This is a genomic window from Pseudomonas sp. L13, from assembly GCF_009935965.1.
Lineage (GTDB): Bacteria > Pseudomonadota > Gammaproteobacteria > Pseudomonadales > Pseudomonadaceae > Aquipseudomonas > Aquipseudomonas lactis.
In genome coordinates this window covers 18,483-31,668 of the sequence record NZ_QODJ01000067.1, presented here as the reverse complement: position 1 = coordinate 31,668, position 13,186 = coordinate 18,483, and the positions used below count along the sequence as shown (strand labels likewise).

Annotated in this window: 11 protein-coding genes; 4 read left to right on the top strand and 7 right to left on the bottom strand. The window is 60.4% G+C overall.

Annotated features, from left to right (window positions below):
• The first annotated feature begins 308 nt into the window (after window positions 1-308).
• The 3 genes from gltS (at window position 309) to DK871_RS24595 (ending at window position 2,601) form a co-directional block, all read left to right on the top strand.
• Window positions 309-1,520, top strand: coding sequence for a sodium/glutamate symporter (gltS, locus tag DK871_RS24605; RefSeq protein ID WP_161906953.1), 1,212 nt, complete (start codon window positions 309-311; stop codon window positions 1,518-1,520).
• Window positions 1,510-1,668: an isochorismatase family protein gene (locus DK871_RS24600; protein ID WP_375139753.1), complete on the top strand. Its 159-nt coding sequence runs from the start codon at window positions 1,510-1,512 to the stop codon at window positions 1,666-1,668. Before gltS ends, DK871_RS24600 begins: the two co-directional genes overlap by 11 nt.
• Window positions 1,669-1,866: 198 nt before the next feature.
• Window positions 1,867-2,601, top strand: coding sequence for an outer membrane beta-barrel protein (locus DK871_RS24595; protein ID WP_309137774.1), 735 nt, complete (start codon window positions 1,867-1,869; stop codon window positions 2,599-2,601).
• Here the strand turns inward: DK871_RS24595 and DK871_RS24590 are convergent.
• Entirely contained in the window at window positions 2,598-4,085 is a 1,488-nt protein-coding gene (locus tag DK871_RS24590; protein WP_161906951.1) for a PLP-dependent aminotransferase family protein, read from the bottom strand. The two genes, DK871_RS24595 and DK871_RS24590, sit on opposite strands and share 4 nt — an antisense overlap.
• A gap of 76 nt (window positions 4,086-4,161) precedes the next feature.
• On the opposite strand from DK871_RS24590, the gene DK871_RS24585 reads away from it, so the two are divergent.
• Window positions 4,162-5,823 carry a M24 family metallopeptidase gene (locus tag DK871_RS24585; protein ID WP_161906950.1) on the top strand — a complete coding sequence of 554 codons (1,662 nt, stop codon included), beginning with the start codon at window positions 4,162-4,164 and terminating at the stop codon, window positions 5,821-5,823.
• 129 nt (window positions 5,824-5,952) lie between these two features.
• Here the strand turns inward: DK871_RS24585 and DK871_RS24580 are convergent, their stop codons facing one another.
• The 6 genes from DK871_RS24580 to DK871_RS24555 all read right to left on the bottom strand — a co-directional run bounded on the left by DK871_RS24580 (window position 5,953) and on the right by DK871_RS24555 (window position 13,183).
• On the bottom strand, window positions 5,953-7,692 hold the full coding sequence (locus DK871_RS24580; protein ID WP_161906949.1) for a dipeptidase: 1,740 nt from the start codon (window positions 7,690-7,692) through the stop codon (window positions 5,953-5,955).
• A 95-nt stretch (window positions 7,693-7,787) separates the two neighbouring features.
• A complete protein-coding gene (locus DK871_RS24575; protein WP_161906948.1) occupies window positions 7,788-9,005 on the bottom strand; it encodes a phospholipase D-like domain-containing protein in 1,218 nt (405 codons plus the stop codon).
• A gap of 56 nt (window positions 9,006-9,061) precedes the next feature.
• Entirely contained in the window at window positions 9,062-9,709 is a 648-nt protein-coding gene (locus DK871_RS24570; protein WP_161906947.1) for a MotA/TolQ/ExbB proton channel family protein, read from the bottom strand.
• 25 nt (window positions 9,710-9,734) lie between these two features.
• Entirely contained in the window at window positions 9,735-12,020 is a 2,286-nt protein-coding gene (locus tag DK871_RS24565; RefSeq protein WP_056788456.1) for a TonB-dependent receptor, read from the bottom strand.
• A 24-nt stretch (window positions 12,021-12,044) separates the two neighbouring features.
• Window positions 12,045-12,773 carry an energy transducer TonB gene (locus DK871_RS24560; protein WP_161906946.1) on the bottom strand — a complete coding sequence of 243 codons (729 nt, stop codon included), beginning with the start codon at window positions 12,771-12,773 and terminating at the stop codon, window positions 12,045-12,047.
• A gap of 2 nt (window positions 12,774-12,775) precedes the next feature.
• The gene (locus tag DK871_RS24555; protein WP_014717774.1) at window positions 12,776-13,183 is read right to left on the bottom strand and encodes a biopolymer transporter ExbD; all 408 of its coding nucleotides are present in this window, start codon (window positions 13,181-13,183) and stop codon (window positions 12,776-12,778) included.
• Between the last annotated feature and the right edge of the window lie 3 nt (window positions 13,184-13,186).

Below are 13,186 nucleotides of genomic sequence, written 5' to 3'. Positions count from 1 at the left end.
TCCCTGCCGGTTTACCCCCCAAATCCCTGTCGAATTCCGGCCAGCGTGGTTTAACGGGGCGCTTAAGATCAAGATCACAAGCAGATCAAGATCACGAGCGGCTCGCTTCGCATCGTGGTTAGCGTTGGCTACTTCGGCCTATAGAGTTGTATAGATACCTATGCCTATGGGAGGTGCAGCTCAGTTGTAGGTTATTATTGTGAGGCTTGTAGGGAAAGTCTGCATATTTTGTAGGGTCGATGCCTTTTCGCCCTGTGCTCTCTACTCTGGCCACCCATTCTCCCTGCCCACTTCAGAGAACTGACCGGATGCTTCAACTCGATTTTTATTCAACCCTCGTTGCCGCTTCACTGGTGCTATTGCTGGGACGCGGGCTTGTGGCCCGTATCGGCTTTTTGCGTACTTACAACATTCCGGAACCGGTAGCCGGTGGCCTGCTGGTCGCCATGCTGCTCCTGGCGTTGCGCGGGTTTGCCGATGTCGAAGTACGCTTCGATCCTTCATTGCAAACCCCGTTGATGCTGGCGTTCTTTGCCACGATCGGTTTGAACGCCGATTTTGCCAGCCTGAAGAAAGGCGGACGTATCCTGGCGGTGTTTTTGCTGGTGGTAACGGGCTTGCTGGTGGTGCAAAACGCCATGGGTATCGCGCTGGCGTCGGCGCTCGGGCTTGACCCATTGATGGGCTTGCTGGCGGGTTCGGTGACCTTGTCCGGTGGGCATGGCACCGGCGCGGCCTGGGGGGCGGTGTTCAGTGAGCAGTATGGCGTGGCTTCGGCGTCTGAATTGGCGATTGCCTCGGCGACCTTTGGCCTGGTGCTTGGTGGTCTGATCGGCGGGCCTGTGGCGCGTTTTCTGATCAAGCGGGTCGAGGTGCCAGGTATTGGGCAACCGCAGTCGAGCCTGGCCAAGGGGTTTGAACAACCGAATGAAGAGCGCCTGATCACCGCGTTTTCGTTTATCGAGACCCTGGCATTGGTCGCGATCAGCCTACAGGGCGGCAACTTGCTGAATGCCGCCATCCAGGGCACCGCCTTCGAGTTGCCGACGTTCGTCTGCGTATTGTTCGTGGGTGTGGTGCTGCGCAATGGGTTGTCGATGCTCGGCTGGCATCAGGTATTCGAGCGTGAAGTCTCGGTGCTGGGTAACGTCAGCTTGTCGTTGTTCCTGGCGATGGCGTTGATGTCACTCAAGCTCTGGGACCTGGCGGCACTGGCCTTGCCGATTGTCATTCTGCTGGCCGCCCAGGCATTGCTGATGGCGCTGTTCGCGATTTTCGTGACGTTCCGGGTGATGGGCCGCAACTACGATGCAGCGGTGCTGGCGGCAGGCCATTGCGGCTTCGGGCTCGGCGCCACGCCCACGGCGATTGCCAATATGCAGGCAGTGACGCAGCGCTTCGGGCCCTCGCAGATTGCGTTTCTGGTGGTGCCCATGGTGGGCGCGTTCTTCATCGATATCGCCAATGCGGTGGTGATCAAGTTGTACCTGGCGCTGCCTTTCCTGGGCACTGCTGGCTGATATTGCACACTGTCTCGTCACGGGCCTGATGACGCGCGCTAGCGTTGCCGCCACAGCCCGTGACGCAGTCCCACTGGGATATAACGTGCTGCTGGCCGTCGATGCATCGGCAGCTCACGCCGTTACCCGGACGTTGATCCGAACCTGACCCTTCGCACCCCAATCAGTGCGCCATACATCTCTCCAATACGCTGCTGGGCTCGGCGCCATCTTCATTCTTGGGACATTTCATACAACAACTAAGGCGTTTACATCGGTTGTTTGTCTCGACGCTGACACAAGATGAGCTGCCGCATTCGGCTCATGGAACGTCAACACACCCACGTCGGATTACCCCTTGAATGAAGTGTGTTGTTTTGTGTTCAAACCGTATTGGAATAATAAAATGCAAATATCCAAGTCTGTTCCCGTATTGCTACTGGCCACTTCTGCCATTTACATGTCGCAGGCAATTGCTGCGCCGGCCGACGAGGAGGGGTACTACGGGGTTGCTCGGGTGATCAGCGCCGAGCGCAAAGCCCGCAATATGGACTCCAGTGCCCGTCCCGGGATTGGTTCGTTCGTGTCCGGCGATGACAGCCAGAAAGATATGACCGGGTCTATCGGGGTCGGCTATCGCTTCGGTAATGGCTGGCGCGTGGAGGGCGAACTGACGCTCCCGCAAAGCGATAAATTCACCAGTGGGTCGACGACTTTCCCAACCAGCCTCAATCAGCACCACATCGACTCCAAGCGCGTGATGCTCAACGCCTATCGCGACTTTCGTATTACCGAGAAGCTAGCGATTTACGGTTCGGCCGGGCTGGGTCTTGCCCGCCTTGGGTCCAAGGGGTGGCAGGGCAATGAGTCTCGCCAGTATGGGGCTGCTACCCAGACCAACCTGGCCTGGTCGGTCGGTGCGGGCGTCGCCTACGACGTCACGGATCGCCTGGCCCTGGACCTCGGCTATCGCTACGTTGATATGGGCGATACCGAAAGTGGCTGGAACAACTTTGCCAATGCCCGCGGCCTGCAAGATGAAAAAATGAAGGCCAACCTGGTCTCCAGCGAATTCTCGTTGGGCATGCGCTGGGCGTTCTAACACGCGCCCTCGCCGCAGGCTTTGGCCAAACGCAAAGTAGCCTCGCGGATCTCGTCCTGATTGAGCGAAGCGAAGCCCAGCCGCAGGGCATTTTGCGGTTGGTCCAGCGGCGAAAACTGGCGGCCGCTGCGCACCACCAAGCCGTGGTCCACAGCGGTTGCCACCATTCGATCAACGTTTATTCCTGCGTCGAAACGCACCCACAGTGCCAGGCCGCCTTCGGGCTCGCGCAGCTGGATACGCTCACCAAAGGCTTCATGCAGACAGTTTTGCAACGCCTCTCGCCGGGCCCGGTATTCTTTCGATACCCGGCGCAGGTGCTTCTTCAGCTCACCGTCATTGATCAAGTCGGCCAGCATCCTCTGCGCGACTGCGTCGGCATCGCCCAACATCAGCGCCGCGTTGCGATGCAGCACCTCAATCACCTGGGCGGGAGCCACCACATAGCTGCAGCGAAACGTCGAGCCCAGCGTCTTGGATAGCGAGCCTATATAAATCACATGGCGCTGAGAGCGTTCACTGGCCAGCGGCAGGTAAGGGCGACCGTTGAAGTGAAACTCATGGTCGTAGTCCTCTTCGATAATGCAGAAGTCATGCAGCGCGGCCAGCGCCAGCAAGTGCTGCCGGCGTGCGGCGTGCAAGCTTACGGTGGTGGGGAACTGGTGATGGGGAGTGAGGTAGATCATGCGCACGTTGTGCTCACGGCATAAGCGCTCGACCTGATCGGTGCGGCAGCCTTCATCGTCAATGTCGACCGTGACCAACTGCGCGCCGAGCTTGCGGAAAATTTCCCACGCCGGTGGGTAGCTCAGGCGCTCCACCAGTACCACGTCGCCGGGCTTGAGCAGCAGGCTGGCGCTCAGGTGCAGGGACATCTGGGTGCCCTGTGTCAGGCAGATATTCTCGGCAGTGACCGTCAGCCCACGGTTGTTGCGCAGCATCTCGGCCAAGGCGCAGCGCAAGTGATAGCCGGTGCCTTCGCTACCGTAGCGCACGGTATTGGAGGCGAAGCTGTTGCGCAGTGCATGGCGATAGTAACGGTGCAAAACGGCCTGGGGCAGCAGGCGGTGGTCGCTGGTGCCGTTGTCGAAAAACAGCGCATCGCGCCGATGCTGGAGCGCGACCACTTGGGCGTTATGGGTGAAATACGGCACCCGTGGTTGCTCCAGCAACGGCGGCGCGAAAGACGGTTGTGTAACGCTGGGCAGTTGCTTGGGTGTCAGCTGCGCATTGACGAAGGTGCCACGGCGCGGCTCGCTGACCAGCCAGCCCTTGGTCATGGCTTCTTCGTAGGCCAGGATCACCGTCTTGCGGTTGACGTTGAGCAACTGCGCCATTTCCCGCGTGCCTGGCAGCAATGTCCCAGGTGGCAGGCGGCCTTCGAGGATGGCATTGACCAAGCCTTCGGCAATCTTGCGGTAGGACGCCTGGGTCGTGCCCTCTTCAAGCCTGAGCAATGGGCGCCATCTGCGCATCTGGACCATCTGAAGTATCCAAATCTGGAGGTTTTAATGGGCCTAGTCTAGCGCAACAATCAGGCGTCACTCATCCGAGGTCTTTATGAATACACGTCATGTCATCGAACTGTCGCCCTCGGGGGAAACCTTTGAGGCGGGCGACGAACTGTTGCTCGACGCCATGCTCGCCAGTGGCCTGGCCGTGCCGTTCTCCTGTCGGCGTGGTGCCTGCGGTTCGTGCAAGGTGGTGGTTGCCGACGGTGAGTACCGGGCCAAGCGCCTGTCGCCGGGTGCGCCGGCACCTTCTTATCCTTTGGCAGCCAATGAAATGTTGTTATGCCAGAGCCACGCCTGTGGCGACATGCGCCTGCATATTCCCGGTTGGTCGCTGGATACGCCCGCGCTGGTAGTGGCGGCGCAAGTCCACAGTAAGCGTGCGCTCGGCCCGGATGTGATCGAGTTGGTATTGATCCCCGAAACCCCTGTTGCGGTGCGGCCCGGCCAATACCTCAAGTTCCGCCTGGCGGACGGTGACACGCGCTGCTTCTCGATTGCCAACCTGCCCGCTGAGGACGATGGGCGATTGGTCTTCCAGATTCGCCGTGTGAGGGGTGGATACTTTTCCGAGGGTATCCTGGGTGGTCTCGTCGTGGGTGAGCATCTGCACCTGGAAGGGCCGTTTGGTGCCTGTACGTGGCAGGACGATGATGCGGCACCTGTGGTGTTATTCGCCACGGGCACTGGTTATGCGGGCATCAAGCCTATCCTGCTGACCGCGCTCAAGCGCGATGTCGAAGTGACTTTGTATTGGGGCGGCGCGCAATCGGCGGATTTTTATGACAGCGCTTTTCTCGACCACCTGATGCTCGAGCATCCTCGTTTTCGCTGGCATTGCGTGCGGTCATCCGAGGGCAGAGTGCAAGAGGTTGCAATGAGTCATGGGCATCAGTGGGAACAGGCCCAGGTCTATGCGTGCGGCAACGGTGCAATGCTCGGCCAGGTGCGCACCCATTGCCTTGAAGCGGGGTTGCCGAGCCACCGGTTTATCGCGGAGGCGTTTGTCGCCAGTGGGCGGTCAAGTGCGCAAGCAGTCTCCCTGTCGTTCGACCCGGTCTGGGAGAAAGTCGGCCCGCGTTATTCCTTGGACGGCATGTTGGCGGCGCGGGAAAAATCCATGCGTGCCTTGGCGGCCATTGCCAGCCAGTTGAAGGTCGGCATGACCACCGGCGAGGCCCTTGAGATGGCCGCGAGGCAACTGCAGGCCATGGGCGCTTCACACACTTGGCATCCGACGTACATTCGTTTTGGCGCCGACACTGTGCGCCCACCGCGCGAGGGTATTGATCGTCAGCGCAGGCTGCGTGCCACCGATATCGCGGTGGTTGATCTTGGCCCGGTGTGGGATGGCTACGAAGGGGACTATGGCGATACGTTTGTGTTTGGCGATGCGCCTTTGCACAAGGCCTGTACAACGGCCTTGCATGAGGTCTTCGATGAAACGCGCCAAGCGTGGCTGCGTGGCCTGACCGGGCGTGAACTCTACGACTTTGCCGGGCAGAGCGCCCTGTCCAAAGGCTGGAGGCTGGCACGCAACCTGGCAGGGCATCGCCTTGCAGATTTCCCCCATGCATTGTTCGAGAGCAAAGAGTTGGCTGACCTGGAGATCTCGCCCAGTGAAATGGCCTGGGTATTGGAGATCCAGCTGTGCCATCCCACTGAGCCGGTCGGTGGGTTCTTTGAGGACATGCTGATGATGAAAGGCTGAATTGCGCATACACCGCCGATCCCCTGTGGGAGCTGTCGAGCTTTAGCGAGGCTGCGATAGCGGTGGTTCAGGCGCTGAAGAGGGTGCCTGTGCCACCGCCATCGCAGCCTCGCTTGGGCTTCAATTCGGTCAGAGCTTCGGCAGCTGCCCGACGCGGCCCATCATTTCGGTGACGATCTGCAGGTCCAGCAAGAACTGCTCAACCGTCTTGAACTCACTGTCAGTGTGCCCGGTGTACTTCTCTTCCGGGCGCGCCAGGCCGAATTGCACGCCGTTGGGCAGGTCATGCACGGAGGTTGCGCCGGCCGAGGTGCCGAACTTGTGTTCCATCCCCAGGTTTTCCGTGGCCACCGCCAACAGGGCCTTGACCCATTCACCTTCCGGGTTGCGGTACATCGGGGTGTCGAGCGAGTAAGTGAAGCTCACGTTGACCTTGGCGTTGTTGTCCCAGGCGTTCAGCTTCTGCTCGATTTGCGCCTTGAGCGCCTCCGGGGTTTTCCCTTTCGGCGCGCGCAGGTTCACGGCCAGTTTGAAGGCTTTGTCATCCTGCCCCACAAACGTCAGCGAGGTGGTCAACGGCCCCATGAAATCATCCGCGTAGCCCACACCCAATTTGCCGCCCAGGTAATCCAGGCCCCAGTTGTCGGCGGCATACCGCGCGGCATCGGTGATGTGGTTGTGCTTGAGGGCGCCCTTGTCGTCGAGGCTATGGATCAGCTCCAACATGCGCGCCACCGGGTTGACCCCGGTTTCAGGCTCAGAAGAGTGAGCGGATACGCCGGTCACCGTGAGTTTGACGTCCTTGCCATCGACTTTGGCCGTCACCTGGAAATTGCCACCGTTGCGCTTGGCATAGTCGGCACCGGCCTGTTGCAGGCTGACGGCCAGTTCGGCGGGTGTATCGCTGACCAGCGTGGCCACCGAGGCCGATGGGATCTGGTTGTTCGCCTTGCCGCCGGTCATCGCGATGATTTCCGCGCCTTTGCCTTCGCCTTTGCGCACCGGGAAGGTGGCCATCACGGTGCCCGAGCCTTTCTCGGCGATCACCACTGGGTAGCCGCCATCCAGCGCCAGGTTGTATTGCGGCACGGGATTGCGTTCGAAGTAGTAAGGAATGGCATCACCGGCGGTTTCTTCAGTGGTGTCCACCAATAGCTTGAACGTGCGCGCCAGTGGCAGTTTTTCTTCCTTGATCACTTTCATGGCGTACATCGCGACCACGATGCCGTTCTTGTCATCCTCGGTGCCTCGGCCATACATGCGGTCGCCAATCAGCGTGACCTTGAACGGGTCGAGTTTGGTACCGTCTTGCAGCACCCAGTTTTCCGGGGTCACGGGCACCACATCGGCATGGGCATGCACCCCCACGACTTCATCACCGCTGCCTTCCAGGGAGATCTCATACACGCGGTTATCGACGTTACGGAAGTTCAGGTTGAAAGACTTGGCCAGGGCCTCGATCTTCGCGGCGATCTTGAGGAATTCCGGGTTTTTGTACTGTGGCAGACCGTCTACGTTGAACGTAGGGATCTCCACCAGTTCACGCAGGGTTTCGAGGGCGGCTTTGCCGTATTTCACGCGGGTGTAAATGCCCAGCAGGCGATTGATCTCGTTCTGCTGCTCGGCGTTCAGGGTTTTGTTACCCAGAAACGCGTTGATAGCCGGGCCCGTGTCAGCGGTTTTACCCAGTTCGCCCTTAGCCAGGGTGCCGAGGAAGCTGCGGAAATCGGTGACCGAGGTCTCGCTGAAGTGCTTCAGGATTGCCGTGCTTTGGTCTGCGCTGATGTTAGCGGATGCAGGCGTGGCGATTGCCGAAAGGCTCGCGGCGAACAAGGTGGCAGCCACCAGTTTTTTCAGTGGAAAGTGCATGGTTAAAGGCATTCCTTTGCAGGTAGTGAGTAGGAGGCTTCTGACAAAAGAGTCAGAAACATTTCCACACACTACCATTACTCAGGTGCCCAAGGTCAATGCTGGCCAGGGTGGGGCGCGGGATACTCCTGCGTCACGCTCAAGGCTCTAGCGTAAGGCCCGTCCCACAGTTGTTGATGCAACTGGCCTACGCGCTTGGCCATCGCCTCACTGCGCATCACCACCTCCAGATTGCGCGAATTATCCAGGTAGCCGCCCAACCAGTTGCTGGTGCCAACCCACGCCACTTGGCCGTCGATCTCCATGGTTTTACTGTGGATCACCCGCGCATAAGGGATAAAGCCTTGCTTGGCTTCGGGCAGGGTGACGATCTTGATTTCGACATTGGGCAGCACCGCCAGGCTCTTGAGATAGGGCAGCTCCAGGGGGTCGGTATTCCAGTTGGACACCATCAACTTGATCGACACGCCACGGGCAGCGGCGGCGCGCACAGCGTTGTCGATCACCGCGTAGTACGGTCGGGTTCGATCCGGTCCGTAGGACAGTGGCGCGTAGTCGAGCAACTGCACGCGTACTTCTTTTTTGGCTTCGCCCAGCAGGCGCGGCAGTTCCAGCTGTGAGTCGCCTACGCCGGGCGGGTTGTAGCGTTGCGGGCTGGCCACCAGGTAGTTGCCGGTACGTGCAGGTGGCGGGCCGTTGGCGGGTAGCGGCACCGGTTGTTTACCAGCAAGCGCAGCCTGGGCTTGCCAGTCTTGCTCGAAGATCGCCTGCACCTGGCCCACCACCGTTTCGTCAGTGATTCGCAGCCCGGTTTCGTGGATATGCTCCAGGGCGCGCCAATCGAAATTCTGGCTGCCGACAAACGCCTGCTTGCCATCCACCAGCAGGTACTTGGCGTGGATGATGCCGCCGCTCAGTTGCCCGTAGGGCAGCACGCGCAAGGTCAGGTTGGGAATGGCGCGCAAGCGTTCCAGGGTGGCAGCGTCCGACAGCTTGATGCCTTTTTCTTCGAGCAGGAAACGAATCTTCACGCCGCGTTTGCCGGCGGCTTCCAGGTGTTCAAGCACCTTGTTCATCACTGAACCTGGGTGGTCCGCGGCGTAGAACTGGCCGATATCAATGTGGTTTTTGGCGCCGTCGAACAGTTCGATCCATACCGGGCCGGGCTGGCGCAGATCGTCGGTGCCCAGAGCGGTGTCCACGGGTACGGTATGCACCAATTCAAAACCTGGAATGGAAAAGTCCGCCTGGGCCAGCGGACTGAGGAGCAAGCCGGTCAGGCCGGCGATACGCAACTTCATCGAAAGGGACATAAGCGTCTCATCGCACCAAAGGAAAAGGCGAGCGCCCAAGGCGCCCGCCCTGCAGGTCAGGCTGTGCGGCTGTGCAGCGCGGTGGGCGCGCGATGGGGCACTTCATCCTGTGCGCGGGCGCCGGTGGCGGCGCGGATCAACAGGATCTTCAACTGGTCGTTGATGCGCTCCAGGCTGTCCTGGAAGAAGTTGTGGAACACCACGCAAAACAGCGCGATGGCGATACCTAATCCCGTGGCAAACAAGGCCGTCCCGATACCCCCGGAAATCTGCCCTGGGTCCGACACGCCTGCGGTGGCCAGCGCCTTGAAGGTGTCGATGATGCCGAGAATGGTACCCAACAGGCCCAGCAGCGGGGCGGCGGTGGTGATGGTCTCGATGATCCACAGGCTGCGGGCCAGTGGGGCGCGGGTCTTCAGGTACTGGGTGTCGATCTCGTCGTCCAGGTCCTTGCGTGAACCATGGGATGCCTTCTGGGCCAGCACTGGCAAGATCATGTTCAGCGGCAGGCTGTCGCGACGGGTCAGGCTTTCCGGCAGGTCGCGCTCGCTGTGTACGTTGGCGCCCAGGGCGTCGATCAACGCACGAGCCTGGCGGCGCACGTAGGCGAAGTAGATACCGCGTTCGATGGCGATGAAGATCGCAATGGCCATCGCCGCGTACATCACATAGAAGGTGACGTCGTGGAGCAGGTTCATATCCATGATGGTGTTCCTCTTGGGGTGAGTCTTAGAAATTCGCTTCCAGCGAAACCGTGACGGTGCGGTCCAGGCCGACGATGTACGCAGGGTCGCCATCGCGGAAACCGCTGTAGCTGGCCGCGTTGGTCTTGGTGGTGTACACGCCGTCCAGGTATTTCTTGTCGAACAGGTTGTCGACGTTCAGGCGCAGGGTCGCGTCCTTGACCACTTTCTTGTCCACCGGCAGGTAAATACCGGCGCCGAGGTTGAACACGGTGCGACCGGAAATGGCCTCGTCGTTGGTCAGGTCGCCGTAGAGCTTGCTGGTGTACTTGCCGCCGAAGGTGCCGTAGAAGCGCCCGTCGTCATACCCGATGTTGGCCGCCAGCATGTTCTTGGGCACGTTGGCGAACTGCTTGCCACTGGTGGGCAGCACGATGGGTTTGCCGGCGTTGTAGACGGTCAGGTCATCCTGCTGCTCGGCCTTGGTGTAGGTGTAGGAGGTGTAGTAATTGAAGTGGTGGGGCAACTGGCCGCTCCACTCCAGCTCCAGGCCTTTGTTGACCACGGAGCCGGCGTTGATGTCGGCAAAGTCACCGTTGATGTCCCGGGACGAAACCTGGCGGTTCTTGAAGTCCATGTAGAACAGGGTGGCGGCCAGGTTCATGTCGTCGCCGCTGTAGCGCCAGCCCAGTTCATGGTTCCAGCTGGTTTCCGGTTCGGCGTCGATCGAGCCGGCGCCTTTGTCGTAGAGCACGTAGTTCTGCGGCACGCGCATGTTGCGCGACAGGCTGTAGAACAACTGGTCACGCTCGTCCAGCTGGTATTTCAAGCCGGCGTTGGGCAGCAGTTTGTTGTAAGTCTGGTTACGTTTTTCCGGGCGTTCGTTGAGGCTGCCGTGGTTGGTGCCTTCACGCTCGACGTTCATGTAGGCCAGGCCTGCGATGAAGGTCCAGTCCGGGTTGATGTACCAGGTGTCCTGGGCCCAGACCTTTTGCGCAGGCGTTACGGTGAAACGGTCGCGACCTTGCACAGTGTTGCCGTTGGCATCGACGATGGCGCTGTTGGAGTCCGGCCAGGTGTCCACCGGCTTGCCGTTGCTCTTGAGCGGAATAAACGGCTGGGTCTGGCTCTGGCGTGCGCGCTCGTACCAGTAGCCGAATTGCAGGCTGTGGTCGCCCAGGTCCCAGGTCAGCTTGGTGGTGATACCCGGACGCCAGGTCTGCGTGCGCGAAGGGCGATAGTACACGCCGCTGTTGGGGGTACCGTCGGCATTGTATTGGGCGGCAGTGGGCAGGTTGCCGAGGTCGAACACACCGCCCTGGTTGGAGCCACGGTTGAGGGCATAGCTGGAGGACCCGACGCCGCTGCCGTTACCCCAGTAGTAATACGGGATCACCGACAGCGCCAGGTTATCGGCCAGTTTGAACTGGGTGTTGAGCACGGCGGTGAAGGTCTGGAACGGGTTCTGCGCCAGGGCGTAATAGCTGTTGTATTTGCCGTTGCTGCCCACGCTGGGGGTGGCAGGGTAAGGGTCGTACTTGCGGCCATATTGCTGGAACTGCGCCTTGGTCAACTGGCTGTAACTGTTGTTGTCCTGCTCGTGGTACTTGAGGATCAGGTTGGCGGTGTTGCCATTGCCGGCGTCGAAAAAGCTGTTCCACTCCACCTTGTCCGCGCGTACCGCGCCCGAGCCGCGCCACATTTCACCTTCGGTGTGGGACACCGACAGCCAGTTGCTCAGGCCGTTGATTTCGCCGGTATTGAGGCGGGCAAAAGTCTTGCGCGTGGCATTGCTGCCGACGACCTGTTTGACGAAGGCGCCGGTTTCCTTGGTCGGGCGAATGGTCACGATGCCAATGTTGCCGCCGCTGGAACCGATGTGCGGGCCGTCGGATTCCGAAGCACCCTGGGTGACGAAGATCTGGTCAATGTTTTCCGGGTCGCCCAGCAGGTTGGAATACAGCGCGTAGTTGCCCGAATCATTGATCGGCATGCCGTCCACCGACATGCCCACCTGGTCGGAGTTCATGCCGCGCATGGTGAAGCGAAAGCCCGACAGGCCGGTGTTGTCTTCACTGGAGATGTTCAAGCCCGGGGTGTACTTGAGCTTGTCGATGGCATTGCCGGTGGCCGCCTGTTTATCCAGTGCTTCCTTGGTCACCGTGGAGCGGCCTTTGATGCTTTCCTCCGGCACCATGTAACCGCCCCCCGCGGTCGCCTTGCCTTGTACCCCAATGGTGCCGACATCACTGTCGCTGGTCTCTGCCATGACCATTCCCTGGGTCATGCTGGTCGCGGCCACAAGTGCCAGATGAATACGGGTGAACTTCATCACTGTCGTCCTGGTGTCGGGTGCTTATTGCACGCTGTAGTTGAAGGTGGCGGTGAAGCGCTGCTCATTGCGCCCCCCGAAGGCTTGCTCGGGGAACGGCTTGACTTGCTTGATGCGACGCAAGCTGTTGGTGGCGGCCCGGTTGAGCAACATGCTCGAGGCCTGGGTTTGTAAACCTGAGTCGAGGACGCGGCCTTGGCGGTCTACCAGCAACCACACCACCACTTCGCCGTTCGGGCGTTCGAGGGACGCCTGGCGCCCGGTGGGGTACTGCTTGTAGGTGTCCAGTTCGTTGCGCAAGCCTTTGAGATAACCGCTTTCCAGGGCCTGGCCATCGACCTTCGGTGGCGCCGGTGGGGCGGGTGTCGGTGCCACCTGGGCCACGGCGGCCGGGGCTGGTTTGGCGGCCACCGGTGGCGGCGTCGGCGCGGGCTTGGCGACCACGGGCACAGGCTTGGGCACAGGTTTTGGCTTGGGCTTGGGTTCGGGTTTAGGCAACGGCTTGGGCGGTGGCGGCGGGGGCGCTGGCTCGGCTTCTTCCTCTTCGATCACCGGCGGTGGCGGTTCTTGCTCCACCACCGGTTCCGGTACGACCTCAGGTTCCGGCTCGACCAAGGCTAATTCGACCGCCGACTCGTCATACACCGGCTCGACCTTCAATGTCTGTGACTGGATACCCAGTGCAATCAGCACCAGGGCGATCAGGGCCGGGACACTGCCCAGCAGCTGACGCGCACGAAACAGAACGTACATGGTCAGGACTTACGCGTAGCAATGGACACGGAGGTGAAGCCACCCAGGCGCAGGGTGTCCATCACTTCCACCAGGCGCGAAACCTCCACGCCTTTGTCGCTGTTGACGATGATCGTCGACTTGGTATCGGGCTTTTCGGCAGCCTTCAGCGCCGGCACCAGGGCCTCCACCGTCAGGTCCTTGCCGTCCAGTTGCAACTGGCCTTCCAGGCCCAAAGTGAGGATGAATTTGTTCTGCGGCTTGAGCTGCTGCGAACTGCTGGCGCTGGGCAATTGGGTCTTCATGCCGAGCGCGGGAATCACGTTCAGGCTCACCAGTACGAAAAACACCAGGAGGAACATCATCACGTCGATCATCGGGATCAGCTCGATGTGCGCCTTGCGTTTCTTGGGTTCGTCCCAGGTTCTCATTCC